At 70.6% G+C, this 26,754-nt stretch carries 22 protein-coding genes; 9 read left to right on the top strand and 13 right to left on the bottom strand.

What is annotated here, in order from left to right; translation table 11 throughout:
- Positions 1-24: 24 nt before the first annotated feature.
- Positions 25-405 carry a GntR family transcriptional regulator gene (locus CG723_RS37940; protein ID WP_199842055.1) on the top strand — a complete coding sequence of 127 codons (381 nt, stop codon included), beginning with the start codon at positions 25-27 and terminating at the stop codon, positions 403-405.
- Positions 406-425: 20 nt separating this feature from the next.
- Here the strand turns inward: CG723_RS37940 and CG723_RS37945 are convergent, their stop codons facing one another.
- Complete coding sequence (locus tag CG723_RS37945) at positions 426-1,520, bottom strand: DUF5925 domain-containing protein (RefSeq protein WP_100598097.1); 1,095 nt, start codon at positions 1,518-1,520, stop codon at positions 426-428.
- A 154-nt stretch (positions 1,521-1,674) separates the two neighbouring features.
- Here CG723_RS37945 and CG723_RS37950 point away from each other — a divergent pair, with 154 nt between their 5' ends.
- Positions 1,675-3,099: a GH39 family glycosyl hydrolase gene (locus CG723_RS37950; protein ID WP_100598098.1), complete on the top strand. Its 1,425-nt coding sequence runs from the start codon at positions 1,675-1,677 to the stop codon at positions 3,097-3,099.
- Between the two features lie 33 nt (positions 3,100-3,132).
- Here CG723_RS37950 and CG723_RS37955 read toward each other — a convergent pair whose 3' ends face one another.
- The 6 genes from CG723_RS37955 to CG723_RS37980 all read right to left on the bottom strand — a co-directional run bounded on the left by CG723_RS37955 (position 3,133) and on the right by CG723_RS37980 (position 11,362).
- Entirely contained in the window at positions 3,133-7,020 is a 3,888-nt protein-coding gene (locus CG723_RS37955; protein WP_100598099.1) for a lipopolysaccharide biosynthesis protein, read from the bottom strand.
- Positions 7,013-7,813, bottom strand: coding sequence for a polysaccharide deacetylase family protein (locus CG723_RS37960; protein ID WP_100598100.1), 801 nt, complete (start codon positions 7,811-7,813; stop codon positions 7,013-7,015). Before CG723_RS37960 ends, CG723_RS37955 begins: the two co-directional genes overlap by 8 nt.
- Positions 7,810-8,829: a glycosyltransferase family 2 protein gene (locus CG723_RS37965; RefSeq protein WP_100598101.1), complete on the bottom strand. Its 1,020-nt coding sequence runs from the start codon at positions 8,827-8,829 to the stop codon at positions 7,810-7,812. Before CG723_RS37965 ends, CG723_RS37960 begins: the two co-directional genes overlap by 4 nt.
- Positions 8,826-9,623, bottom strand: coding sequence for a glycosyltransferase family 2 protein (locus tag CG723_RS37970; protein WP_100598102.1), 798 nt, complete (start codon positions 9,621-9,623; stop codon positions 8,826-8,828). Before CG723_RS37970 ends, CG723_RS37965 begins: the two co-directional genes overlap by 4 nt.
- A 376-nt stretch (positions 9,624-9,999) precedes the next feature.
- Positions 10,000-11,094: a GNAT family N-acetyltransferase gene (locus CG723_RS37975; protein WP_100598103.1), complete on the bottom strand. Its 1,095-nt coding sequence runs from the start codon at positions 11,092-11,094 to the stop codon at positions 10,000-10,002.
- 1 nt (position 11,095) lies between these two features.
- Positions 11,096-11,362 carry a hypothetical protein gene (locus CG723_RS37980; protein ID WP_234374719.1) on the bottom strand — a complete coding sequence of 89 codons (267 nt, stop codon included), beginning with the start codon at positions 11,360-11,362 and terminating at the stop codon, positions 11,096-11,098.
- A 513-nt stretch (positions 11,363-11,875) separates the two neighbouring features.
- On the opposite strand from CG723_RS37980, the gene CG723_RS37985 reads away from it, so the two are divergent.
- Positions 11,876-12,685 (top strand): SGNH/GDSL hydrolase family protein, encoded by an 810-nt coding sequence (locus CG723_RS37985; protein WP_199842056.1) that lies wholly within the window; start codon positions 11,876-11,878, stop codon positions 12,683-12,685.
- A gap of 32 nt (positions 12,686-12,717) precedes the next feature.
- Here CG723_RS37985 and CG723_RS37990 read toward each other — a convergent pair whose 3' ends face one another.
- Positions 12,718-14,352: a serine/threonine-protein kinase gene (locus CG723_RS37990; RefSeq protein ID WP_442802626.1), complete on the bottom strand. Its 1,635-nt coding sequence runs from the start codon at positions 14,350-14,352 to the stop codon at positions 12,718-12,720.
- 251 nt (positions 14,353-14,603) lie between these two features.
- Here CG723_RS37990 and CG723_RS37995 point away from each other — a divergent pair, with 251 nt between their 5' ends.
- Together CG723_RS37995 and CG723_RS38000 are read left to right on the top strand one after the other, a co-directional pair.
- Positions 14,604-14,876, top strand: coding sequence for a hypothetical protein (locus tag CG723_RS37995; protein WP_100598106.1), 273 nt, complete (start codon positions 14,604-14,606; stop codon positions 14,874-14,876).
- Positions 14,877-15,380: 504 nt separating this feature from the next.
- Positions 15,381-17,132 carry an amidohydrolase gene (locus tag CG723_RS38000; RefSeq protein WP_234374720.1) on the top strand — a complete coding sequence of 584 codons (1,752 nt, stop codon included), beginning with the start codon at positions 15,381-15,383 and terminating at the stop codon, positions 17,130-17,132.
- 16 nt (positions 17,133-17,148) lie between these two features.
- Here the strand turns inward: CG723_RS38000 and CG723_RS38005 are convergent, their stop codons facing one another.
- Together CG723_RS38005 and CG723_RS38010 are read right to left on the bottom strand one after the other, a co-directional pair.
- The gene (locus tag CG723_RS38005) at positions 17,149-17,934 is read right to left on the bottom strand and encodes an ABC transporter permease (protein ID WP_100598108.1); all 786 of its coding nucleotides are present in this window, start codon (positions 17,932-17,934) and stop codon (positions 17,149-17,151) included.
- A 43-nt stretch (positions 17,935-17,977) separates the two neighbouring features.
- A complete protein-coding gene (locus tag CG723_RS38010; protein WP_100598109.1) occupies positions 17,978-18,928 on the bottom strand; it encodes an ATP-binding cassette domain-containing protein in 951 nt (316 codons plus the stop codon).
- 63 nt (positions 18,929-18,991) lie between these two features.
- On the opposite strand from CG723_RS38010, the gene CG723_RS38015 reads away from it, so the two are divergent.
- Positions 18,992-19,702 (top strand): TetR/AcrR family transcriptional regulator, encoded by a 711-nt coding sequence (locus tag CG723_RS38015; protein WP_100598110.1) that lies wholly within the window; start codon positions 18,992-18,994, stop codon positions 19,700-19,702.
- 21 nt (positions 19,703-19,723) lie between these two features.
- Here the strand turns inward: CG723_RS38015 and CG723_RS38020 are convergent, their stop codons facing one another.
- The 3 genes from CG723_RS38020 to hmgA are packed head-to-tail and all read right to left on the bottom strand — an operon-like array spanning position 19,724 to position 23,102.
- Positions 19,724-20,983: a type ISP restriction/modification enzyme gene (locus tag CG723_RS38020; protein WP_100598111.1), complete on the bottom strand. Its 1,260-nt coding sequence runs from the start codon at positions 20,981-20,983 to the stop codon at positions 19,724-19,726.
- Between the two features lie 12 nt (positions 20,984-20,995).
- Entirely contained in the window at positions 20,996-21,745 is a 750-nt protein-coding gene (locus tag CG723_RS38025; protein ID WP_100598112.1) for a GntR family transcriptional regulator, read from the bottom strand.
- A gap of 40 nt (positions 21,746-21,785) precedes the next feature.
- Entirely contained in the window at positions 21,786-23,102 is a 1,317-nt protein-coding gene (gene hmgA / locus CG723_RS38030; RefSeq protein WP_100598113.1) for a homogentisate 1,2-dioxygenase, read from the bottom strand.
- 205 nt (positions 23,103-23,307) lie between these two features.
- Here hmgA and CG723_RS38035 point away from each other — a divergent pair, with 205 nt between their 5' ends.
- From CG723_RS38035 to CG723_RS38045, 3 genes are all read left to right on the top strand, one after another.
- Positions 23,308-23,922, top strand: a complete 615-nt coding sequence (locus CG723_RS38035; RefSeq protein WP_100598162.1) for a TetR/AcrR family transcriptional regulator — start codon at positions 23,308-23,310, stop codon at positions 23,920-23,922.
- Positions 23,923-24,122: 200 nt separating this feature from the next.
- Positions 24,123-25,562 (top strand): CitMHS family transporter, encoded by a 1,440-nt coding sequence (locus tag CG723_RS38040; RefSeq protein WP_100598114.1) that lies wholly within the window; start codon positions 24,123-24,125, stop codon positions 25,560-25,562.
- 5 nt (positions 25,563-25,567) lie between these two features.
- The coding region (locus CG723_RS38045; protein ID WP_100598163.1) for an MFS transporter at positions 25,568-26,754 on the top strand (1,187 nt) is incomplete at its 3' end.

Consider the following 26,754-nt stretch of genomic DNA (forward strand, 5'->3'; position numbering starts at 1 on the left):
TCCGGGGTGCGGGACAATCGGCGCGTGACCTTGATGATCGACATCGATGCGGGCGCGGCGACGGCGCCCTACGAACAGGTACGGGCCCAGATCGCCGGGCAGGCCCTCTCCGGGACCCTGCCCGTCGGCTACAAACTGCCGACGGTGCGCGGGCTCGCCGAGACGCTCGGCCTGGCCGCGAACACGGTGGCCAAGGCGTATCGGGCGCTCGAGTCGGACGGGGTGATCGAGACGCGCGGCCGCAACGGCACGTTCGTCGCCGCCGCCGGTGACGCGTCGGCCCGGGAGGCCGCGGCGGCGGCCGCCGCGTTCGCGGAACGGGCCCACCGCCTCGGCCTCACCGAGCCGCAGGCACTCGCCGCGGTACGGGACGCGCTGCGGGCGTCGTACGGGGAGAAGGGGTAACGGGAAGTACAGCCCCACCCCTACAAGTACAGCCCCGCGTCCGCCGACTCGCGCGGGTCCGGGACCGATGTCGGGCTGGTGCCGCGGCGCAGCGCGTACAGCTCGGCGAGTGTCGCGCCGTCGCGGCTCACGCCCTCCTCGCTGCCGAGCCAGTTCACCGACTCGCGGTGGGTGAGGGGGCCCACCTCGATACGGGCCAGGCAGCGGCCGGGGCGCACGACCGCCGGGTGGAGGCGCTCCAGGTCCTCGTTCGTCGTGACGCCGACCAGCACGTTCCGCCCCTGTCCGAGCAGGCCGTCCGTCAGGTTGAGCAGGCGTGAGAGCGCCTGCCCCGCCGTGTGCTTGGCCTCGCCCCGGATGAGCTCGTCGCAGTCCTCCAGGAGGAGGAGGCGCCAGCGGCCCTTCGCTGTGCCGTCGTCCTCGCCGATCGCGATGTCCATGAGATAGCCGACGTCGGAGAACAGCCGCTCCGGGTCGAGTACGCAGTCCACCTGGCACCAGTCCCGCCAGGACCGGGCCAGGGTGCGCAGCGCGGACGTCTTGCCCGTGCCGGGAGGACCGTGCAGCAGAAGCAGCCGGCCAGCGATGTCCTCCGGGGTCGTCTTCATCAGCTGGTCCATGGCCCCGGCCACCGGCGCCGTGTAGTTGTCCCGCACCTCGTCCCACGTACCGGCCGAGATCTGCCGCGTGGTGCGGTGCGGCCCGCGCCGGGGCGAGACGTACCAGAACCCCATCGTCACGTTCTCCGGCTGGGGTTCGGGCTCGTCGGCGGCGCCGTCCGTGGACTGCCCGAGCACCTTCTCGGCGAGCTCCGCGGTGGTCGCCGTCACCGTGACGTCGGCGCCCCTGTTCCAGCGGGAGACGAGGACGGTCCAGCCGTCGCCCTCGGCGAGCGTCGCGCTGCGGTCGTCGTCACGCGCGGAGCGCAGGACCACCGCGTCGGGCGGCAGGAGGGTGGCCCCCGACCGCACGCGGTCGATGTTCGCCGCGTGCGAGTGCGGCTGCTCGCCCGTCGCGAAGCGGCCGAGGAACAGCGCGTCGACGACGTCGGCAGGAGAGTCGCTGTCGTCGACGTTGAGCCGGATCGGCAGCGCGTCGTGTGGGTTCGCAGACATGCCGCCATGATCCGCCACGCACGGCGCTCCCGCACGGGATTTCCGCAGCGCGTCACACGCTTGCCCGCACGGCGGCCCGGTCCCGCGCGCCGCTACAACGCTGTCGCAGCGGAGTCTGTCCCTCCGCGAACGACCGTAGTTACTCTTGCCCTTGATGGGACGTCATGGGTGGGTTTCGGGGGCGGGGCGGTGGCGGCTCACCGCCCTGCTCGGCGTGGGGGTGGCCGCTCTGGCCCTGGTGCTGACAGTGATCAGCACACTGCCGAACGACCGGGCCGACGACAGGGGCACCACGAGCGCGGGTGACAAGGTGCACGGCTCCCCGTCCGATCCGCCCGCACAGCTGGGGCCGGCGGTCGGGTGGGGCTTCACACACACCCAGTACAGCGCGGACGAGGGCGACGACGGCGCCACGCGGCGGGTCGAGGACAGGCTCTCCGGCCAGTCGGTTCCGCAGATCCAGCACATCATGGGCTGGGGCGCGGGGAACCCGGAGCCCGTCAAGGGCCGTTACGACTTCGACGAGATGGACCGCCGGATCGACTTCATCAGGAAGTCGGGCGGCACCCCTGTCGTCACCCTGTGCTGTTCGCCGGACTGGATGAAGGGCGGCAAGGAGGGCGTCGACAACACGGACTGGAGCCAGCAGTCCCTGGAGACCGCGCCCGACCGCGCGCACTTCAAGGACTTCGCCGCGCTCGCCGCGACGGTCGCCAAGCGCTACCCGGACGTGCGCCACTTCATCGTCTGGAACGAGTTCAAGGGCTTCTGGAACAACGGGAAGCAGCGCTGGGACTACGAGGGCTACACGGAGCTGTACAACCTCGTCTACAAGGCCCTCAAGAAGGTCGACAAGGACATCATGGTCGGCGGGCCCTATCTGGTGATGGACAGCGTCGATCCGCGTCAGACCGAGAACGCGTCGGCGGACGTGAAGGGGCCCTGGGGCAGCATGGACCAGCGTGTCCTCGACGCCTTCGACTACTGGAACAAGAACAAGGCGGGCGCCGACTTCGTCGTCGTCGACGGCTCCAGCTACACCGTCGACGACGAGCTGCTGCCCGACGAGTTCAAGGCCACCGACAAGCTCACCGCCGTCGGCAAGTGGGTGGAGCGACAGACCGGTGACCTGCCCCTGTGGTGGGCCGAGTACTACGTGGAGCCCGGCGACCGGAACGACGACCGCAAGGGCTGGAGCGAGCCGCACCGCGTCGCCGTCCAGGCGTCCGGCCTCGTCGCGATGGCCAAGGGCGGCGCGTCCTCCGGCTTCTACTGGAACCCGGAGGAGAAGACGGGCACGACGTGTGCCGGCTGTCTGTGGACGCCCACGCAGTCGGGCGACGGCGGCGCGAAGCTGCCCATGTACGACCTGATCTCCCGCTTCCACAAGGCGTTCCCGCCCGGCACCGAGTACGAAACGGTGCCGGTCGCCGCGGACGACGTACCGAACGTGCGGGTGCTCGCCGACGACAGGACCGTCGTCGTGGTGAACACCCTGAACCGGAAGATCAGCGCGCAGGTCGACGGGAAGCGGTTCGAGATGGGTGCGTACGAACTGAAGTGGCTCGAGCGGAAGTAGTCCGCCCGAGCCACATCTCACCGTGAAATGGGCCTACGCCATCGTCAGGAACCTCTGGAGGATGGACGCGAGCAGCACCGCGAGCAGCGGCAGCGAGAACCAGAAGCTGCTCTGCAGCCAGCGCAGTTGCCGCACCCCCGGCCGTACCGCCACCCGCACGATCTCGCGCGCCCCGAGCAGCAGGACCAGGGCGACAGCCGCGAGCCCGCCCACCACGGACCACGGGGTCCAGGTGATCTGCGGGCCGATCGGCCCCGGCTCGGCCTTCGGGACCTCACCGCTCGGCTGCTTGCGCAGGGTGTACATCGTGACGTCGTCGTTGACGAGGACCTTCGTCAGCTCCTGGCGGTCGTCGAGATTGCGGATGAGCCGCGTCTCCCAGGTCTTCGAGTAGCCGACATCCATCTGCAGATAGACGACCTGACTCTTGTTGATCACGAGGTACGAGTTCGGGCCCGCGTCCTTGAGTGCCTTCACCAGGCCGGAGACGAGCACGGGGTCGACGGGCGCGAGCGTGGGAACGTACTGCACCTTCTCCATGTCACGCGTGCCCCACGGCATCGCGGGCGTCACGTTGTCGACGGTGTCGTTGCTCATCCACAGGAGGCGCACCGTCGGGTCGTCGTGCGCGTAGACGTAGTCCATCGCCGCGACCTCGCCCGGCCTGATCCGCTCGAACGGCTCGTTGCCCCAGCGCGCCACGAGGAAGCCGCCCATGAGGATCAGGCCGGCCATCAGCGCGGCGAGCGGCGCGAGGCTCACCCGGTCGCGGTCGCGTTCCTTCGCGGTGATCCCGGTGCGCGGGAACAGCGCGAGGCCGGCGAGCAGCGCGGCGCCCGGCAGCGCGAACATGAAGACGCGCAGCGCCATCTCGCCGCCGTACGACTGCATGCCGAAGCCCAGGAACGGGACGAACGTCAGGACGAGGAGGGACCGCTCCCGGTACTTGGCGTCGCGCCGCCGCCACCAGCCCCAGCACGCGAACGCCATCACACCTCCGGCGAGCAGCACGCGCGCGTAGAGGACGAGTTTGTGGGCCGAACTGCCGCCCTGGATACGCCCGGAGACCGACGACGACACATTGCCGCCGACGCCGCCGAGCCCGCCGAACAGCTCGTCGAAGTGGCCCGACCAGTACGGCTCCGCGAGGAACGAGACCCAGACGGCGACCAGGACCGCGAACAGGATCGGCAGGCCGCGCAGCTCGGAGCGGCCCACGAGCACCAGGACCGCGAGGACCCCGAGCATCACGAACGGGGTGAGCTGGTGGGCGGGGACCGTCGCCGCGAACAGGCCGATCAGGACGAGCAGCAGCACCGCCCGCTGGCGCCGGTCGGTGGGCTCGACCTCCAGCTCGCCGGGCCGCCGCTTGGTCCACAGCACCCGCGGCGCCCGGAACCACACCAGCAGGATGGCGACGAAGGCCAGGTAGAGGAGGTACGTGAAGCCCTGCGGGGAGAAGTAGTCCTGGCCGACCCAGCCACTCAGCACGAAGATCCACAGCCCGGTCCACCGGGCGCGCCAGCTCGCCCGCATCGAGCGCGTGAGCAGGAACATCGGTGCCAGGTAGAGCAGTTGCATGGCGAGCGGCCACCAGCGGATGACCTCGGTCATGTCTGTGACGCCGCACGCCCTGGCGAAGAACGTCGCGACGGCGAAGAACCCCGGCCAGCTCCAGCGAGCGTCCAGGTCGGGCACCGCCGAGCCGGTCCTGTCGATGTACTCCATGAAGCCGAGGTGCTGCCACGCCGTCGCGAACCGCGGCTCCGCCTCGATCACGGCGGGCAGCGCGTGCAGCGAGACGACCGTGGCGAGCAGCGTCAGCAACAGCAGCCATTTGTGCGGGTGTTCGAGCCACAGAAGGGACGCGAACACCCCGATCAGGAGCGCCGCGCCCAGCAGCGTCGCGGGCGGCAGCACCGAGATGAGCCCGAGCCCGCCCATCCCGTCGAGATCGCCGTCGCCCAGGCCCAGCACGGGTCCCCAGTACAGCCCGAGCGCGGCGACGAGCAGCAGGGCCAGGACGACGACGCGGGGGCTGAGCAGTGCGAGCCGGTCCCGCAGGGTCCGGGCGGCTGGGGCGTCCGTGGCAGGCGGGGCGAGAACTGCGGTGTCAGAGGTGCCATCAGTGCCTGAGGTGCTGGATGTGCCGACGATGCCTGAGGTGGCAGAAGCCTCCGACGTGGCAGAGGTTTCGGATGTGGCAGAGACGGTGGCCGGCTTCGGCTCCGGTTCGGGCTCCGCGGGCGGTCTCGGTGCCGGTGGCGGTGGGGACTTCAGCGCCCAGGTCGGCCGGTGCCCCATCTCGTCCTCCCCGCCCCCCGCCGCCGGCGTCCCGTGCGCGGGTGTCGCGGGCCCCGGCCGCACGTCGGGGCGCCGCTCCTGATGGTCCAGATTGAGCTGCACCGCGAGGTGCAGGGTGTCCGAGTCGAGCGTGCCACGAAGCGCCTGCCCGGGGCCCTGACGCCTGGCCCCCGTGGTCACGTCCGGAGTGCCGAGGTCGGCCAGATCGCCGTCCGGGGCCGGCACGACGGTCGGCGGCGCCGGGGGAGCGGTCCGCACGATGCGGTACAGCTTCGGCGCGGCGAGCGCCACGATCACGGCCAGGCTGGAGATCTCCGCGACGCCCGCGCCCGTCAGGCCCATCCGGGGCAGGAGCAGCAGCGTCAGACCGAGGACCAGGACGCACAACAGGCCCTGCAGCCAGGCGAGTCCGGCCGTCCGGCTCTGCGCACGCAGCACCGCGAAGTACGTCTCCATGACCACGCGCAGCGCCGCGCCGACGGCGAACCAGCGCAGCAGCGGGGTCGCCGCGTGCGCGTAGTCGTCGCCGAAGATGTGCAGGACCAGCGGCGCCGCGAGGAAGAGCAGCCCGCAGACCGGCAGCATGATCCGCGCCATCCGGCGCAGCGCCGCCCGGGTGTTCGCGGCGAGCTGCGCCGGGTCGTGCGAGCCTTCCACGGTCAGCGAGGCGCCCATGTTGATGGCCAGCAGATTGACGGTGCCGCCGATGGTGGTGGTGATGTAGAAGTACGCGTTGTCGGCGGAGCTGACCTGCGAGGCGATCAGGACCGGGACGAGGTAGACGACGGCGAGCGAGAACAGGGAGCCCGTGTAGTCGCCCGCCAGGAAGCGGCCCATCTGGCGCAGAGTCGGTGGATCCGCCTTGCCGCCGGTGGCCTTGATGTGGCGCGGCACGAGGCGCCGGAACACCAGCCAGCCCAGCGGCACCACCGACGTGGCGATGGCGACGACCCACGACACGAACACGCCGGTGGTCGGGACGGCCACGGCGAAGGCGACGAGCAGCCCCAGCTTCACGGTCGAGAACACGGTGTTGCCGACCGGTACCCACAGCGCGCTGCGCAGGCCGGTCAGCACACCGTCCTGGAGCGTGAGCAGTGACCAGGCGACGACAGCCGCGATGAAACCGAGCCCGTTCACCGGCCCGTGCAGGAAGCGGTACGAGGGCCCCCACACGTCGAGCGTGAGCAGGAAGACGAGCGCCGCGAACGACACAGCGACGGAACTGCCCGCGTATGTACGGAAGATGAACCGCCCCGTGGCCCGTCCCGCGATGGGGATGAAGCGGGCCAGGGCGCCCGTCAGCGTCACGGCGGTGAGCCCCGCGAGGAACTTCATCGCCGCGATCGCCGCCGAGCCCTGACCGACCGCGTCCGCCGTGTAGTAGTGCGCGGCGGCCAGCCAGAAGCCGACGCCGAGCACCCCGGAGATGCCGGTGTTGAGCATCAGGGCATAGGCGTTGCGGAACAGCTGGTTCCCGCCCCCCGAGCCCATGGCTTCCTTGTTGCCCTTGCCGCCCTTGCCCATGCCGGGCAGCCGCAGTTTGCGGCCGGCCGGTGGCTGGGGCTCGGTGCTCGGAGTGGTCGTGGCGGCCTGGGCGGTGGTCGTGTCAGACACGGGTTCGGATTGCCTTTCGGCGGACCTGTCGGGCTCTGCGGACCAGGGCGTACCCCTTGGTGAGGGCACGGTCCCTGACGAAGTTGCGGGAGATCGCGCGGCCCTCCACGAGCCGCGTGAACTCCTCGATACCGGTGGCGCGGCGCACGGTGACGCGCTGGAGCGCGTACGGGCCCTGCCGCCGCCTGGCCAGTCCGTTGCCGACGGCCAGGGACTGGGCGAACCCGGCCCTGCGCACGGCGGCGCGCACCCGTCGGCTGGAGTAGCCGTACGGGTACGCGAACGACACCGGCACCGCGCCGAGTTCATCGGCGACGATCTCCTTGCAGCGCAGCAGCTCGAAGCCGAGCGCGTCGTCGTCGAGCTGGTCGAGCTGCGGATGCGTGTGGCTGTGCCCGCCGATCTCCGTCCCGGCGTCGGCGAGCGCGCGCACCTCGTCCCAGCCGAGCATCGTGTCGAGCCCGCCCCCGGTGTCGTACGCCCCGCGCAGCCAGCCCGTCGACACGAACAGCGTCGACGGGAAGCCGTGCTTGGCGAGGACGGGGAGCGCGTGACGGTGCACGCCCTCGTAGCCGTCGTCGAAGGTGATGAGGACGGGACGCTCGGGCAGGGCGCGCCCCGGGGAGCGCCAGACCGCGGCGAGTTCGGCGGTCGTCAGGGGAGTGAGGCCGAGGTCGGCGACCGCCGCGAGCTGCTCGGCGAACGCCTCGGGCGTCACCGACAGCTCGCGCGTCGCGTCGTTCGGTTCACGCGCCACCGAGTGGTACATGAGGATGGGCACGGGTGCGCTCATGACGGCCCACCTCCCTCGGTGGACCGGGCGTCGCCGATCTCCACGACCGAGAACGTCGCGCCTGTCCTGCGCGCCCGGAAACTGCCGAGCGCGTACCCGCCGGCGGTCGTGAGGACTCCGGCCACGATCGCCCCGGCCCGCCCCGCGCCACCCGGCCGCGCCAGGACGAAGTCCCGTACTCCGCGCGCCACTCCGGCCGGCAGGACCCGCGTGGCGTAGCGCCGCTCGGACTCCAGGCCCTTGTCCGCGCCCACGCTCTGCGCGACCAGTGCCTTGGAAAGCCCCTCGGCGTACGCCCGGGTCCGGAAGTAGGCGAAGCGCTCGCGGCCCGCGGGGACCCGGTGGTGGATCACCGCACGGTCGTCGATCAGGAGCACCGCGTCCGGCCGGGCGCGGGTGAGCCGGATGCACAGTTCCGTCTCCTCGCAGCCGAGCGGCCGCTTGTCGCCGTCGCGGCCGATGCCCGTGGCGAAGCCGCCCGCCGCGTCGAACGCGGACCGCCGGAACGAGGCGTTCCCCCCGAGCACGTTGCGCACCCGCACCTTCCCGCGCGGCAGCCCTTTGTACGTACAGCCGACGACCCAGTCGAACTCCTCGGGGAACCACGCGGGGCGGCGGCCCGAGGCCCAGATGGGCTCTGTACGCCCGCCCACCGCCATGACCAGGGGATCCTCGTACCCGGCGGCGAAGTGACGCAGCCAGTCCCGCTCCGCGACCGCGTCGTCGTCGAGGAACGCGATGATCCCGCCGCGCGAGACGGCGATGCCCGTGTTGCGTCCGGCCGACAGGCCGCGCGGGCCCGCGTTGGCGAGCACGCGCACGTCGTCGGACTCCTTGAACTCCTTGCCGAGACGCTCCAGGAGAGCCGGATGGTGGTCGACCACCAGCAGCGTCTCGAGAGCCGGCAGCGACTGCGCCCGCACCGAGGACACCGCCGCGAGGATGTCCTCCCAGCGGTCCTCGGTGTAGACGCAGATCACGACGGACACGCCGCCGTGCGGGGCGTGAGTGCTCAAGACACCTCTCCCCGGCCCGTGTTGAGCATGCTTGCCTGCGTCCGGCGGCGCTGTGCGCGCCGGGTCGAGCGCTCCCTGAGGATCACCTTGAGGACCCGCAGCCCGTCCCGCACGGCGCGCAGATTGCTCGCGCCGTGGATCCGCAGGTACTCGTGGCTCGGGATCTCCTGGACCTTGAGGCCGGCCTTGACGACCCGGATGTTCATCAGGGTCTCGACCTCGAAGCCGGTGCAGTCGAGGTCGATCTGGTCCAGGCAGTGCCGCCAGAACGCGTTGTAGCCGTAGCAGAGGTCGGTGTAGCGGGCGCCGAACTTCTTGTTGACGACCGTGCACAGCGCCCAGTTGCCGAGCTTGCGGATCGGCGTCATGTCGTCGGTGCCGCCGCCGTTGGCGAAGCGGGAGCCCTTGGCGAAGTCGGCGCCCGAGACCAGGGCGGAGACGTAGGAGACGATCTCCTGGCCGTCCGCGGAACCGTCCGCGTCGACCATCACGATGATGTCCCCGGTGCACGCCGCGAAGCCGGCGATCAGAGCGTCGCCCTTGCCCTTGCCGCGCTGCGGGACGACGACCACGTCGGGCCACAGTTCGCGGGCGACTTCCACCGTGTTGTCGGTGGAATTCCCGTCGACGAGAACCACTTCGTGGATCCAGTCGGGAAGTGTCTTGAACACATACGGAAGATTTTCCGCCTCATTCATGGCGGGGATCACGACGCTCACCGGCGGCGCAATCGCTAGATGGGTCGAGATCGCCCTGTACTGGCCGGCTATCGCAGGACGCACAAAAGAACTCATGAGTCTGGTCCCTCTCGTCCGGTGGACCGCCCGCCCCCGGGCGGTCCGATTATTTATCCGGTTCGAAAGGGGGGTGCTCACCTACGGCCATGACAAATAAAGCTCTGTACAGGCCGAGTGAGCTGGCAAAATAGACCGATCGACTAAATCGGCCACGCGGCACGCGACTCGGCTGAATTTCGGTCACCGAGCACGGCACCCCCCTACCGCGCCCCGCGCCCGACCATCGCGATCTTGAGCCCTCCCCTAGATCGCTATTGCGTTGATGGTCCGATGCGGGTGGATGTACGACGGTATTGATGATTGAAACTGTATGGCAAGACCTGCAACCAGGCCTCACGTTTCTGTTGTTTTGACCTTTACCTGACCCTCGCCATTAACCCCCCGAACGGATTTTCCCCATCCGTTTCAGGAGTTTGTCGGCCGGCTCGAAGAACTCGGGCCGGGACAGCACGGTGTTACGCAGCGCCCGGACCGGAGCGCGGCGTGCCCGGTGTCCGAGAGCGACCGGATGACGACGCGTCACCCAACCCTCGTGCACGGTCAGTTCCCGTGTCTTGAGGGAGTCCTTGTATTCCTTCTGGCCGCGGCCGAGATCCAGATAGGCGATGCCGTCGGCGGAGGCCGCCTCGGCCATGCGCAGATGCAGGATCAGCCCGGGCGAGAATTTCGCGAACGCCGGGTCGTAGGCCGGGAACCAGCAGGCGAGCACGCGCTCGGAGCGGAGTCCGAAGTGTGCGGCGACCGGCTTCCCGCCCGCGTACAGGACCGACAGGATCCCGGCGAACGGCTCCGAAGAGGTGTGGAAGAGCTGCTGCGCGAGGCGGTTGATCCAGGGGTGGGCGAAGCGGTCGCTGCGGCCGGTCCTGCGGTACTGGGCCGACTTCCACTCCATCAGCGTGGCCAGGGCCTCCGGGTCGCGCTCGTCGTGCACGTAGCGCACCTCGCCGGCGTCCCGGCCCAGCTTGCGGTCCTTGGCCAGCGTCGTCCTGGTGAACTTCGGCGACCGCTCGCGCAGCACGCGCAGATACGTCTCGTATCCCTGGTCGACGTCCATGACCGGGGAAGGGAAGCTGCCGGAGGCCTCCGCCTCGAACGGCTCCTGGCCTCCCGCCAGGTGGTCGAACTCCCATACCGAGAGCCCGCAGGCCCGCAGCAGGTCGCGGGCGTCCCACTCGAAGCCGGGTCTGTGCACCAGGCCCTGGCTGTCGGAGACACCGAGGCCGACGGCTCTGCCGACGCCGGTGACGGATCTCTGGAACGGGAAGAACGCCGCGGGCTCGCCGTCCTCGCGCACGACGGCTATCCGCACGCCGCGCCGGCAGCGGCCCATCGCGAGGGTGAACTCGGGTGAGAGGAAAGGGTTCGCCAGCTCGGGCGAGCCGTGCAGATGTGCCTTGGACTGCATGGCAGTCCAGGCCGCCCGGTCGGCGGCGGTCAGCTCACCGGGCCGGTGCAGGGTGATGTCCACGTCAGGAGTTCCGCCTTCCCGGTGCGCGGCCGAGGAGCCGCCGCGCGGGGACCATGGGTGCGACGAGGCCGACGACGCTGATCACCGCGATCGTGACGACCCCGCCGGTCACCGACCAGCGGTGCGTGGCGAGCATCACCTCGGCCACGAGCAGGTCGAGCGCGACCGCTCCCGCGGCGGCACAGATCCAGCGGCCCCACGGATCGAGTCCGCGCAACGCCGAACCGATCGCGGCGCCGGGTGCCGTGAGCAGGAAGAAAAGCGTCAACGGGCCGCGTAACGGCGACGAGATGTCCGCGAGCGCCAGTACCGCGCCGACCCCTGCGACGGCGGCGGCTGCGCCTGCTCCCAGGGGTGATACGTCCCTGCTGCGTCCCCACCGCGCAGGTGACGGTGCCCTGTCTGATGACGGTGGCTTGATGCCGATGGTCTGCATTGGCGACTTTGCCCCCCGAAGCGCCGGATGCCGGACTTCAATGTCGCGCAGTCCCGGGGCCCCAGTCAAGACGCGGAGGGAGTGTGCAGACGTCATGCGCCCGTTCCCCGGAGACCTGGTGCGCCACGGGGGAACTCACGTTCACACAGGGGTGGTTGGGATGGGCCGGTCTACGGGCGTAGCTCAAGGAAGTTGAGGGTATGTCACAAGCCTGACATGTACCTGCAATCGAACAACGGGCGAACTCTCGTGAGGCGTACGAGAAAAGGTTGACATGGACACTTCCCGTGAACTGTGGGGCGTGCTACCACAGTTGTGGCAGAGATCCTGCTAAGGGAGGTTTTCATGAGACGTTTCCGAATTTCGGCGTACGTGACCTCAATCCTCTTCGCGGCCGGCGTCGCCCTCACCGGGGCGGCATCGGCCCAGGCGTCCGAACAGGCCGCAGCCACGGGCTATGTGGCCCTCGGCGACTCGTACTCGTCCGGCGTGGGTGCCGGCAGCTACGACAGCTCCAGCGGCTCCTGCAAGCGCAGCACCAAGGCCTATCCCGCACTCTGGGCGGCCTCGCACTCACCTTCGAGCTTCAGCTTCACCGCCTGCTCGGGCGCTCGTACGGGTGATGTCCTCTCCGGTCAGCTGGGCCCGCTCGGCCCCGGCACCGGCCTCGTCTCGCTGTCGATCGGCGGCAACGACGCGGGCTTCGCGGACGTCATGACCACCTGCGTCCTGCAGTCCGAGTCGACCTGCGTCGCCCGCGTCAACGAGGCCAAGGCGTACGTCCAGAACACCCTGCCCGGCCTGCTCGACCAGGTGTACTCCGCGATTACCGCGAGGGCACCGGCCGCCCATGTCGTCGTCCTCGGCTACCCGCGCTTCTACCAGCTCAACGGCTCCTGCGTCGCGGGCCTGTCCGAGACCGAGCGCGCCGCGATCAACAGCGCGGCAGACCTGATCAACTCCACCACTGCCAAGCGGGCCGCCGACCACGGCTTCACGTTCGGCAACGTGACCTCGACCTTCACCGGTCACGAGATCTGCTCGGGCAGCGCCTGGCTGCACAGCGTCAACTGGCTGGACCCCAGCGAGTCCTACCACCCCACCGCGGCCGGCCAGTCCGGCGGCTACCTCCCCGTGTTCAGCGCGGCCGCCTAGTACCACCTGTACGTCTGCGAACGTCTGCGTACCTAGTACGACGGTGAAGGCGAGGGGGAGGCCCCGCCCGTAGGGGACTCCGTCTTGCACGTCACCGCGTACGCCACCGAGTTCGACGTGGCACGGACGGGGTCGCGCACCTCCACGCTGACCTGGTTGTGGAGCGTGGCCCCGTCCGTGTAGCCCGTCTCGACATGGTCGACCGACCTGGTCCTCGGGCCGCCGGACGCGAAGCTGAGCGTCTTCCACCCCGGGTCGCTCGACTCGCCGCTCTCCGTCACCCAGCGGTACTGGACGTCGACGGGCACGCGGCCCACGGTGAACGTCGCCCTGAAGGCCGGAGCCTCGCCTCCCGGCGGCGGACAGGTGCCGCTGTAACTCCCGCGCACTGCCGAGACGCTGACCCGCACGGACTGCTGCGGCGGCGTCGAGTGCTCTCCGCCGCCCTTGCCGCTGCCGTCGTCCCCGCTCGGCGAGCCGCCACCGCCACCCTTCGAATCATCGTCCGAGGGGCTGCGCGAAGCGCCGGAGGAACTCCCGCCGGAACTCCCGCCGCTCCCGCCGGAGTTGTCGCTCCCGTCACCCCGGTTCATCAGCGCGTATGTGAGCCCGCCGAGCGCCAGAAGCAGCGCCACGACACCGGCCAGCAGGACGGCGACGGAGCGACGAGGGCGTTCCGGATGCGTCGTGGCCGGATCCGGGGAGACCGTCGTGCCTTGCCCCGAGCCGAATCCGGCCGGAACCGGAGCCGGCGGCGTCCCCTGCCAGGACGTCTGTGTCGGCGCCGACTCCGGGGACGCCAAGACCGTGCCCGCGCGGGGCGTGCCGCCCGCACCCACCTGCCGCAGATCGCGCTCGGCGTCGGCCGCCGACGTCCGCTCGGCCGGGTCCTTGCGCAGCAGCCCCTCGATGACGGGGGCCAGCGGGCCCGCCCGGTGGGCGGGAGGCAGCTCCTCGTCCACGACCGCCCGCAGCGTGCTCAGCGGCGTCTCCTGCCGGAACGGTGACTGTCCCTCGACGGCCGCGTACAGCAGGACCCCGAGCGACCACAGGTCGGACTCGGGTCCCGGTGTGCGCCCCAACGCCCGTTCCGGAGAGAGGAATTCGGGCGAGCCGATCACCTCGCCCGTCATCGTGATCGCCGACGTGCCCTCGACCATGGCGATACCGAAGTCCGTCAGGACGATGCGCCCGTCGTTCGCGATCAGTACATTGCCCGGCTTCACGTCCCGGTGCAGAACGCCCGCCTCGTGCGCGGCACGCAGTGCGGCGACCACTTCGGCCCCGATGTGCGCGGCGCGCCGCGGGGGCAGCGGGCCCTCGGCGTCCAGGAGGTCGGAGAGGGAGAGCCCGCGCACCAGTTCCATCACGATCCAGGGGCGGCCGTCCTCCGTCGCCACGTCGTAGACGGTGACCACGTTCCGGTGCGAGATGCGGGCCGCGGCCCAGGCCTCCCGCTCCAGGCGCGCGTACATCCGGTCGACCTCGCCCGTCGGGAGCCCGGCCGGGGCGCGTACCTCCTTGACGGCGACCTCACGGCCCAGGACCTCGTCGCGGGCGCGCCAGACGGTGCCCATGCCGCCCTCGCCCAGGGGGCTCAGCAGCCGGTACCGCCCCGCGATCACACGCGCTTCGCCGGCCCCTCGACTGCCCGGATTCTCGCTCACGGGCGACCCCCATCCGTAGCGGTGCGATTCTCCACAAAGCTAGCCCAGTGTCCGTGAGATCGCCCACGTTCCGGACGCGCTCGTTCATGCCCGCCATGTCCAACTCGCCCTGGAATCAGTTGGATTCGGTGAGTAATCGTCAACCTCCTTATAGGGGAGGTGAATCCTGCGACCGGGATACACGAGTGTCACCGCGGGGCGATAGGGTTAACCTGCCCGGGCCGGGTGCCCTCGTACGGGTGGGGAGTGACATGGAACAGATAACAGTGCGCAGCAGGCCACGTGTGCCTGCGATCACCTGCGGGAGCAGCGCGACCAGCACGCGTCTCGACCGCCATCTCTCGGTGCTGGGCGGTCCCGCCGTCCCGCAGCGCGAAGCGGCCGAGGCGACGTTGCTGATGCGTGAGCTCACCTCGCGTGACGTCGCGCACGAGCGCAGCAGCAGGGGCGCGCGAGTGAGCCGGGTCTCGCTCTTCGCGCCACTGCGGCGACTGCGCCGCTCGCTGTTCGGCGGCCGCCGCTGACAGGCGGTCATCACCGGCACAGCCCGATCCCGCGCTCAGGCGACCATGCCGTACCGGCACGGCGCCGCGATCTCCGCGACCGTCATCCCCACGGCACGCGGCGTCACCCAGGTGTGCTCGCCTGACGCGGGACAGAAATCTTCTGCCGCCCCGGCACCGCTCTCCCCATCGGACCGCCCGGCACTGAAACGGCGCTGACGCGCGCCGACACGGCATGTGAGCCGCACCTTCCCCGCTCCCGGTGCGCCGCCGTACATCCCGTCACCCTTGCGTCGCCGCGCCTCTCCTCTCGCCTCCGACGCGTGCCCTCCGCACGGTCGGTTTTCCGTCGTTCCGGGGCCTGTTGACGCCCTCGCAGGCGTCGCCGCGCGCAGTCGTCCATGTCCGGTGCGTAACACCTTTGTCATGCACAGATGTTGACGGGGCAATGTTCCGGGGCCAATGTTGCGCCTGATCCTGATCGCTTGGCCTGTACACGGAAACCTCACCCCCGGAGGTACGCGCGTGTGTGACCTGCACGACCAGCATGAGCACGAGCATGAGCACGGGACGACCCAGACCGCCGCCGGTCCGCAGCTCAGCAGGCGCCGCATCATGCAACTGCTCGGCGCGGCCGGAGTGACCGCCGCCGCCATGACCGCCGAGGCAGACCCGGCGATGGCCGCGGCCGCCGATTCCATCGTCGAGGAGGCCGGTGCGTACAAGGCGCCCGAGGGCCTCGCCGAGGACAGCCCGGCGAAGGCCTCCGCCCTCGGCTGGATCACCTCCAACTCCTCCCGCATCACGGGTCTGAACGAGGAGATCTGGGAGCACGCGGAGCTGTCGCTGCGCGAGTGGAACTCCTCGGTCGCCGAGGCCGGATTCCTCGAGAAGGCGGGATTCGACGTCAAGTTCGGCACGGCCGGCTTCCCGACGGCGTTCACGGCGACCTTCTCGTACGGCAGCGGCGGCCCGGTCCTCGGCTTCAGCGGCGAGTACGACGCGCTGCCCGGGCTCTCCCAGAACAAGGGTGTCGGTCACCACGATCCGCGCGAGTACATCCACGACCCCTTCTCCCCGAGCTACGGGCCAGGCCACGGCTGTGGGCACAGCGCCCTCGGTACCGCGGCGGCGGCAGCGGCGGCCGCCGTCGCGCAGGCCGCGAAGAAGCACAAGCTGCCGGTCACGGTGAAGTTCTTCGGCTCCACGGCCGAGGAGGCGCTGATCGGCAAGACGTACGCCGTCAGCAGGGGCGTGTACGACGGGCTCGACGCGTTCCTCGACTGGCACCCCTCCACTGCGAACGCCACCGGCTGGGGCACCAGCAACGCCATGACCGCGGTCACCTTCACGTTCCTCGGTGTCGCGGGCCACGGCGGCACCCCGCTGGGCAACAAGTCGGCGCTGGACGCCGCCGTGATGATGGCGACGATGTCGGAGTTCCTGCGCGAGGAGAACATGGCTCCGGCCGCGCGCCTGCACTGGGTCATCAACAACGGCGGCGACATCCCGAACGTGACCCCGGAGATTGCCGAGATTTCGTACTACGTGCGCGAGGGCAGTACGGCCCGCGTCCAGGTGCTGCTGGACAAGGTGATCGCGATCTCCGAGGCCGCGGCCAAGGCCTCGCAGACGAAGGTGCAGCACCGCATCACCTCCGCCTGCTGGAACCAGCTGCCCAACAAGGCGGCCGCGGAACTGCTGTACGACAACATGCGCCAGATCGGCCCGCCCGCGTTCACCGCCGAGGCGCACCGGCTGGCGAAGGACCTGCAGAAGTCCCTGGGGCTCGCGGAGGTCGGCATGCACGACAAGGTCGCCGAACTGATCCCGCCCAACCCTGTTTTCCTGGGCGGCGGTTCGACGGACGTCGCCGACATCAGCTGGAACGTGCCGACCGTGTCGATGGGCGCCGCGCTCGCCCCGATCGGCGGCAAGTTCCACACCTGGTCCACCGCGGCGTGCGCCGCAGCGGCGCCCGGTCAGGCCGCGGTGATCGCCGCCGCGAAGTACCTGGCGGCGACGGCGGTCGACCTGATCACGCAGCCCGAGCGGCTCAAGGCGCTCAAGGACGAGTTCAAGGAGCGCACCAAGGGCGTCGAGTGGAAGACGGCCCTGCCGGACGGCTATGAGCCGCCCATGTACGAGCCGCCGGCCTGGTTCCTGAAGAAGACCGGGCAGAAGTGGCCGCCGAACAACATCACCTGGCCGCCCCGACGTGTCGTCTCGAACGAGAAGTTCTCCTCGCTCGGACCCGAGCTGGCCCCGCAGAAGTAGACCGGCCGCAGTTCGCTCAGCGTCCGCCGGTGGTGTACCGGCGGACGGCGAGCGGCACGCACACCGCGAGCAGTACCGCGCACCAGGCGAGCGAGCCGGCCACCGGGTGCGCGACCGGCCACGAGGAGCCTCCCGGCACGGGGGCGTTGCCGAACAGGTCGCGTACGGCCGTGGCGACCGCGCTGATCGGGTTCCACTCGGCGAGCACGCGCACCCAGCCGGGGAAGCCCGCCGTGGGGATGTACGCGTTCGACAGGAGCGGCAGCATGAACGTCGCGCCGCCGAGCTGGCCCGCCGCCTCCTCGCTGCGCGAGGCAAGCCCGAGCAGGATCCCGACCCATGTCGTGGCGAAGCGGAACAGCAGCAACAGGCCGAAGGCGCCCACCGCTTCGAGCGCGCCCCCCTCGATGCGCCAGCCCATCGCGAGCCCGACGGCGAGCAGCGGCACGAGACCGGCCGCCGTCGTCACGATGTCGGCCGCCGCCTGCCCGAGGGGGACGGCCGCACGGGTCATCGGCAGCGTGCGGAAGCGGTCCATGACACCCCGGTGCGAGTCCTGGGCCGCCGTGAACATCCCGGTCATGATCCCGTTCGCCGCGGTCGCGACGAGCATGCCCGGCACCAGGAAGGCGCGGTAGTCCGCGCCGGGCATCGCCAGGGCGCTGCCGAAGACGTATCCGAAGAAGAGCAGGAAGACGATCGGCATCGTCTGCGTCATCACGAGGATCGCCGGCGCGTGCCGGATCCGCTGAAGGTGCCGGCCGAGCATGGCTGTGCCGTCGTACAGGAGAGCGGTGGTCATCAGGTCTCCTCCGGAAGGGAGTCGGGGCCGGTGTGCGGTGTGGTCATGCGACGAGTTCCCGGCCGCCGGTGAGGCGCAGGAACGCCTCGTCCAGGGTCGGCGGGCGCAGGGTCGCATCCACGATCGGGACGCCCGACGCGTCCAGTTCGCGGACGATGCGGGGGAGGGTGAGGGTCTGGTCGAGGGTGACGACGCCGACCGCCCTGCGGTCCGGGTCGAGGGTCGGCTCGGCACCGGAGAGCTGGTCGAGGACGACGGCCGCGGCGTGCAGGGCCGCGTCCTCGGCGACCACCACTTCCGCGTAACTGCCGGTCTGCGCCTTGAGTTCGGCGGGGGTGCCCCGGTGGGCGGCGCGGCCCCCGTCGATCAGGACCACGGAGTCGGCGAGCTGGTCGGCCTCCTCCAGGTACTGCGTGGTGAGCAGCACGGTCGTGCCCTGGCCGGTCAGCTCGCGGACCGCGTCCCAGATGCCGTTCCTGCTGTGCGGGTCGAGGCCGGTCGTCGGCTCGTCGAGGAAGAGCACGACGGGCCGGGTGAGCAGGCTCGCCGCGAGGTCGAGGCGGCGCCGCATGCCGCCGGAGTACGAACGGGCCGTGCGGTCGGCCGCCGCCGTGAGGCCGAAGCGGTCGAGCAGTTCGTCGGCGCGGGTACGCGGCAGCCGCAGGAGACGGGCGAACAGGCGCAGGTTCTCGCGCCCGGTGAGGTCGCCGTCGACCGACGCGTACTGCCCGGTGACGCCGATCCGGCGGCGTACGGCCGCGGACTCGGTCAGGACGTCGTGGCCCGCGACACGCGCGGACCCCGCGTCGGGCCGCAGCAGGGTGGTGAGCACCCGGACGGCCGTCGTCTTGCCCGCGCCGTTCGGCCCGAGCAGCCCGCAGACGGTGCCCTCCTCGACAGCGAGATCGAGGCCCCGCAGGGCGTGGACCACCTGGTCCCCTGAGCCGTAACGCTTCTCCAGACCTTCACTAAGTACAGCGTACGTAGAAGTCATGGAGCCAACGTAGCGCACTACGTACGGTGTACGTAACTACGATGGTGGGCGAGGTGATGACCGATGACGGGCCGAGCGGCCGAACCCGAAGTGATCTGGACGCGCCCCGAGCGCGCGGGACGTGGCCCGAAACCCGCCTACGGCAGGAGTGACATCGCTGCCGTCGCCGTGCGCGTCGCGGACGCGGACGGGATCGACGCGGTGTCGATGCGGCGGGTCGCGGCGGAGCTCGGCCTCGGCACGATGTCGCTCTACAACTACGTGCCGAGGAAGGACGACCTCTACGAGCTGATGGTCGACGCGGTGAGCGCCGAGTACGACCTGGCCGATCCGACCGGCGACTGGCGCGCCGACCTGCTCGGTGTCGCCCGGCAGGCCCGCGCCCTCATGATCCGGCATCCGTGGATGCCCCGGCTCATGTCACCCGTCTACGGCTACAGTCCCAACGCCCTGCGGTACCTGGAGTACTGCATGGCCTGCCTCGCACCGGTCGACCTGCCGGCCGGGACGAAGATGGAACTCGTCGCGTCCCTCACCGGTGTCGTGACCTTCTACGTCGCCAACGAGATCTCCGCCGCCGAACGGACCCGTTCGCTGCCCTGGTCGCAGGAGCGGGAGTTCGCCATGCGGACCGCCTACCTGGTGAGCCGGATCTCGACCGGCGAGTATCCGCACCTGGCCGCCGCGTTCACACAGAGCGCCGGACCCGTCGACATGGAGGCGGCCTTCGAGCGGGCCCTCGCGCGCACACTCGACGGGTTCGTGCCCTCCTGAGTCCGGCAGGAGCACTGCGCTTCAGAGCAGCGCGAACTGGCCGCCCGGGCCCTCCTCGTGATGGTCGAGGACCGAGGCCGGCCTGCGAGTGGCCGGCGCCGGCGGCAGGACGCGCGCCCTGAGCAGGTCCGTCGCCGTGATGAGGGAGACGGCGGCGGTCATCAACTCCTCTTGCTGCGTGCGCAGTTCGGCCAGCAGTGCCAGTACCGTGACGATCTCCAGGAGCTCCGACGTCCACGGCTGCGGCCAGGTCCTGGGACGGATCCCCGCCAGCGTCCCCGGCTCGGGGGCCGTGGTCCTGCGGGCGAACCACTGCTCGATCACCCGTACCCCGCTGACCTGGAAGTCCCAGGCCTCGGCGGGGACCGGGGAGATGCGGCCGTCGCCGATGAGCAGGGCCTGCTCCTCCCGGTCGTAGAGCAGTTCGGCCAATGGGGTCTCCCCTGCTCGAACGGAGTTGAGAGCCTGGGGACGGTCCGGGAGCGGGGCCCGCACGTACGGGCGGCGGCCGCCGGGAAGTTTGGGCCGGTCGCCGTCGGCGCCGCGGCGCAGCAGCCACAGGATCCGCTCGCCGAGGGCCGTGCCGGTGGCCCAGAGTCCGGCGTCGTCCGGGAGCGGGACCCGCGGCCCCTGAGGGGAGGGCCGCGCCGCGGCGAGGGTCCAGGCGAGCAGGTCCCGCGCCCCGACCCCGTGCCCGAACCGGCCGGACAGCTCGGTGAGCAGACCCGGCGTGACGTTCGGTTCAAGGCCCCCAGGGCGCCGGTACAGCGGGCGGATGCGGCCGGGGCGTCCTGCGGGGGAGCGGCCCTCGGGCAGGATCGCGCAAGCGAGCACCGCGGGTCCGCCCGCCCCGGGCACGAACCCCTGCTCGACGACGAACAGCTGGCTCTCGTCGGCCACCCGCCACAGCTCCGGGCGGGCCGCGTCGATCAGCCGGTGGTCCGGTATCAGCCACTGCTCGTCGAAGGGGGCGTGCAGCACCCGGACGGGTTCGGGGCAGGGACCGTCGGCGTGGGTCAGGTCGTCCGTCGCGGTGCGCCGGCCGGGGAGCTGGGCCACGGCCGTGCGCAAGGTGCGCGCCCGGCTCGGTTCGAGCAGCGACTCGCGCTCCGCCGCCTCGGCCTTCACGAACGCGGACCAACGGGCCTTCAGGGAGGCCGGGTCCGGGGCGAGCGGCCAGGCGCGGCCGAGGCGCAGGGGCGCGACGGACCACGGCATGAGGTCCGCGAGCAGCGGCGCGTCAACAAGGCTTTCGAGGCTGTCGGGCGTCACGTTCGGCATCGTACGACGCGGTCAGTGCGCGTCGAGAGTGACCGTGAACGAGAACCGGTCGCCGCGGTAGTGGATGACGGCGACGTCCAGCGGCCGGCCGTCCTCGTCGTAGGTGATACCCGTGTAGTGCAGGATCGGGCTGAGCAGCGGGACTTGGAGGAGCCGGGCCGTCTCAGGGTCGGCGAGCCGGGCCTCGACGGTGTCGGTGATCCGGCTGATGCGCACGCCGACGACGTCGCGCAGGACCTTCGTCATCGGCCAGCGCACCAGGTCGGCCAGGTCGACGCGGTCGGCGAGGTCGGCCCTGATGTAGTTGCGGGCGTGGTTCGTCGGCTCGCCGGTCTCCTCGTCGCAGCGCAGCCGGTGGTACGTCGCCACGGTCCCGGCCCCCGGGAAGTGCTCGGCGAGTGCGCCGGGCACCGGCACCGTGCCGTGGTCGAGGAGTTCGGTCGTCATGCCGGACTGCTGGGCCACGATGGCGTCGACCGAACCGAGGAGGCGCACCGGCGCTCCCCGCAGTGCGGCCGGTTCGATGAAGGTGCCGCGCCTGCGGTGCCGGGTGATGAGTCCCTCGTCCTCCAGCTCCTTGAGCGCCTGCCGCATGGTCAGGACGCTCACCCCGTAGTGCCCAGCGAGTTGTTCCTCGGTGGGCAGGCGCAGCGGGTCGTCGGGGGAGCGCCCGAGTATCGAGGCGCGCAGGGACTGCGACACCTGATACCAGAGCGGCAGCTTGCGGTTCAGGACGATCGAGTCCGGGGCGAAAGAGGTCACGGGGCTATCCGTATCGGTCGGGCGCGTTCAGTGCAACGGCTCAGTCCGACGTCCTGAAGTGCCGCTCGAGCCCGCTCCACACGTCGTCGTAGCCGCGCTGGAGGTGATCGGCCTGCGCCGCCTGGGCGGTCGCGGTCACCGGCCACCGGGTCTCGAACATGAAGGCGAGTCCGTCGTCGATCTTCTGCGGCCTGAGTTGGGCCGCCGACGCCTTGTCGAACGTCTCACGGTCCGGGCCGTGCGCCGACATCATGTTGTGCAGCGAACCACCGCCCGGAACGAAGCCTTCAGCCTTGGCGTCGTACGCACCCTCGATCAGGCCCATGTACTCGCTCATCACGTTCCGGTGGAAGTACGGCGGCCGGAACGTGTCCTCGCCGACCAGCCAGCGCGGCGCGAACACGACGAAGTCCACGCCCGCGAGCCCCGGGGTGTCGCTCGGCGAGGTGAGGACCGTGAAGATCGACGGATCCGGGTGGTCGTAGCTGAGCGACCCGATGACATTGAAACGGCGCAGGTCGTAGACGTACGGGACATGGTTGCCGTGCCAGGCGACGACATCGAGCGGCGAGTGGCCGTACGTGGCACGCCAGAGGTTTCCGCAGAACTTGTTCACCACCTCCACCGGCCCTTCGGTGTCCTCGTACGCGGCGACGGGGACCATGAAGTCCCGGGCGTTCGCGAGGCCGTTGGCGCCGATCGGGCCCAGGTCGGGCAGGCGGAAGGGGGAGCCGTAGTTCTCGCAGACGTAGCCGCGGGCCTCGGCGTCCAGGAGTTCGACGCGGAAGCGGACCCCGCGGGGGATCAGCGCGACGTGGCCGGGCTCCGCGTGCAGCAGGCCGAACTCGGTGCGCAGCAGCAGCCCGCCGCGCTCCGGGACGATCAGGAGCTCGCCGTCCGCGTCGCTGAACACCCGGTCCGTCATGGAGGAGTTGGCGTGGTAGAGGTGCACGGCCATACCGGTGCGCTGGGTCGCGTCGCCGTTCCCGCCAAGCGTCCACAGGCCCGCCAGGAAGTCCGTGCCGGGGGCCGGCTCGGGCAGCGGGTTCCAGCGCAGCCGGTTCGGGTCGGGGACGGACTCGGTGAAGGGGGCGGTGCGCAGCGCGCCGTTGTCCGCCCGTACGAACGCCGGATGCGCGGCCGACGGGCGGATCCGGTACAGCCACGAACGCCGGTTGTACGCCCTCGGCTCGGTGAACGCGGTGCCGCTCAGCTGCTCCGCGTACAGACCGAGCGGGGCGCGCTGCGGCGAATTGCGTCCGTGGGGCAGAGCGCCGGGCACCGCCTCCGAGCTGTGCTCGTTGCCGAAGCCCGAGAGGTAGGCAAGCCCCTCGGCGGTCTTCCTCGCGTCACGCATGTCGCTCCCTCGTCCATGATTCCTATGCTTAACCGTAGGATTCCCTTTTTCCTCGCGCAAGAGCACCCCGCGAAGCTGAACAGTCCTCTACTCTCCGGGGCATGCCGTGGACGACCCCGGGACCGCCGTGGACGCGGGTGGTCCTGTACGCCGCCGCGCCCCGCGGGGTACTCGTGAGCGCCGGAACGGGGGGCGGGTGACAGCCGTGGACCCCGTACCCCGCACCGCCTCCCTGCGCCGCGCCCCCGTCCAGCAACGCAGCGCCGAACGCCTGAGCCGGATACTCGACTCCTGCGCACAGCTCCTCGACGAAGGCGGCTACGAGGAACTCAGCACCCGGGCCGTCGCAGTCCGCGCCGGAGTGCCCATCGGCTCCGTCTACCGCTTCTTCGGCAACAAGCGCGCCCTCGTCGACGCCCTCGCCGAGCGCAACCTGGAGCGCTACGCCGAGCGGATCGCCGAGCGGATCGCGGGGATCCCCGCGGCCGACTGGCGTGCCGCGATGGACGCCGTCCTCGACGAGTACCTGGCCATGAAGCGCACCGCTCCCGGCTTCTCCCTCGTCGACTTCGGCAACCAGATCCCCGTCGGCGCCGACGCCGGCCCCAACCACCGCCTCACCGACCGCCTCACCGAACTGCTCGCCGCCCACCTCGACCGCACGCCCGACGACACCCTGCGGCGCGCGTTCCTGATCGCCGTCGAATCAGCGGACGCCCTGGTGCGCCTCGCGTTCAGGCTCGACCCGTCGGGCGACGAGAACGTCATCGCGGAGACGCGGGAGCTGCTGCGGGCTTATCTGGCGCGGGTGCTGGACTGATCCGGGGGCCCCGGCGGGGGCGGGTACCGGAGCCCTGAACGTCCTCGCCGGCCGCCCCGATCGCCACCCAACCCCGTGACCTGGAGTTTTGCGCTTATTGCTCGCACGTCAACATCTTGTTAACGCTGATGCGCGCGCCCTAACGTCTCGCTGACCGCAAGGCCCCGGTGGAAGTTCAAGGGCGAACGTTAGGTATCCACATGTTGACCATCCTCGGCTTCGGCATGATTGCCACCTTCCTGGTGCTGATCATGATGAAGAAGGTGTCGCCGATCGCGGCGCTCGTGCTCATCCCGGCTCTGTTCTGCGTCTTCGTGGGGAAGGGAGCCAAGCTCGGCGACTACGTCGTCGCGGGCATCGGTGACCTCGCGCCCACGGCGGCGATGCTGATGTTCGCGATCGTCTACTTCGGTCTGATGATCGACGTCGGCCTCTTCGACCCGATCGTGCGCGGCATCCTGAAGTTCGCGAAGGCGGACCCGGTCCGCATCGTCGTCGGCACCGCCGTCCTCGCGGCGATCGTCTCGCTCGACGGCGACGGATCCACCACCTTCATGATCACCGTCTCGGCGATGTACCCGCTGTACAAGCGCCTCAAGATGAGCCTGATCGTGATGACGGGCGTCGCCGCGACCGCCAACGGCGTCATGAACACGCTGCCCTGGGGCGGCCCCACCGCCCGCGCCGCGACCGCGCTGAAGCTCGACGCCAGCGACATCTTCGTGCCGATGATCCCGGCGCTCGCCGTCGGCCTGCTCTTCGTCTTCGCCCTCGCCTACGTCCTCGGCCGCCGCGAGCGCAAGCGCCTCGGCTACCTCTCCCTCGACGAGGTCACCGAGACCGTCACGGAGAACTCCGACGAGAAGGTGCTCGTGGGCGCCGGCGCCTCCGGCGGTAAGGCTTCCGGGTCCGGCTCCGGCAAGCAGTCCTCCGGCGGCGCCGCCGGTACGGGTTCCGGCTCCGCCGCGCCCTCGTACCAGAACGAGGACGGCGAGACCTTCGCGGCCCTCGACCCGAACCGCGCCACCCTGCGCCCCAAGCTCTACTGGTTCAACGCGCTGATGACGGTCACGCTGCTCACCGCGATGATCATGGAGTGGCTGCCGATCCCGGTCCTGTTCATCCTGGGCGCCGCGCTCGCCCTCACGGTGAACTTCCCGCACATGCCCGACCAGAGGGCCCGCATCGCCGCCCACGCCGAGAACGTCCTGAACGTCTCCGGCATGGTCTTCGCCGCCGCCGTCTTCACCGGCGTCCTCCAGGGCACCGGCATGGTCGACCACATGGCCAAGTGGGTCGTCGGCGGCATCCCCGACTGGATGGGCCCGCACATGGCCCTCGTCACCGGCGTCCTGTCCATCCCGTTCACGTACTTCATGTCGAACGACGGCTTCTACTTCGGCATCCTGCCCGTCCTCGCCGAGGCCGGGAACGCGCACGGCGTCTCCACCCTCGAGGTCGCCCGCGCCTCCCTCATCGGCCAGCCGCTGCACATGTCGAGCCCGCTCGTCCCCGCCGTCTTCGTCCTCGTCGGCATGGCCAAGGTCGAGTTCGGCGACCACACGAAATTCACGGTCAAATGGGCCGCGCTCACCGCACTGGTGATGCTCGGCGCCGGATTCCTCTTCGGGATCCTCTGACCCCGATGAGTCTCACTACAGAGCCCGGCAGGAGAAGCTGGCTGCTCCGCCTCGTCATCGCCTTCAGCTTCGCGCAGGGGGCGGTGTCGATGGCGCGGCCCGCCGTCTCCTACCGGGCTCTGGCGCTCGGCGCGGACGAGCGCGCGATCGGTGTGATCGCGGGCGTGTACGCGCTCCTTCCGCTGTTCGCGGCGGTACCCCTGGGCCGCCGCACCGACCACGGCCGGTGCGCGCCCCTGCTGCCCGTCGGCGTCGTCCTCATCGCCGGCGGCTGCGCGCTCAGCGGCACGGCCGACTCCCTGGCCGCGATGGCCGCCTGGAGCGGGGTGATGGGCCTCGGCCATCTGTCGTTCGTGATCGGCGCCCAGTCGATCGTCGCCCGGCAGTCGGCTCCGGCGGAACAGGACCGCAACTTCGGTCACTTCACGATCGGCGCGTCCCTCGGCCAGCTCGTCGGGCCGATCGCCGCGGGCGCGCTCATCGGCGGGCCCGATCTGGGGGCCACAAGTGCGCTCGCGCTGCTCGTCGCGGCCGCCGTCGCCGCGGTCTCCTTCACCTCGCTGTGGCGCATCGAGCACCCTCGTACGACGACGGGTGCGGCCGCATCCGCCGGGCCACGTGTGCCGGTCGGCCGGATTCTGCGTACCCGGGGTGTGCCCGGCGGCATCTTCATCTCGCTCGCCGTGCTGTCCGCGACGGACATCCTCACGGCGTATCTGCCGGTCGTCGGCGAGCATCGGGGGATCGCGCCGTCCGTCGTCGGTCTGCTGCTGAGCCTGCGGGCCGCCGCGACGATTGCCTGCCGGCTTGTCATGACGCCGATGCTGCGGCGCCTCGGCCGTGCGGCGCTCCTCGCGACCACCTGTCTGGTCGGCGGGGTCATGTGTGCGGGGATGGCGCTGCCTGTGCCGGTGTGGGCGCTCGCTCTGATGCTTGCCGTGCTCGGGTTCTGCCTGGGCGTTGGGCAGCCGCTGTCGATGACTACGGTCGTCCAGGCCGCGCCTGATGAGGCCCGGTCGACGGCGCTTGCGTTGCGGCTCACCGGTAATCGGCTGGGGCAGGTGGCAGCGCCGGCCGCCGCCGGTCTTGTCGCGGGTGTTGCTGGGGTTGCGGCGCCGTTCCTGATGCTGGGTGTGTTGCTGGTGGGGGCGGCGGGGGTTGGTCTGCGGGGTGGGGGGTCCTCCGGGCGGGG

The sequence above is a fragment of the Streptomyces sp. CB01635 genome, from assembly GCF_002803065.1.
Classification (GTDB): domain Bacteria; phylum Actinomycetota; class Actinomycetes; order Streptomycetales; family Streptomycetaceae; genus Streptomyces.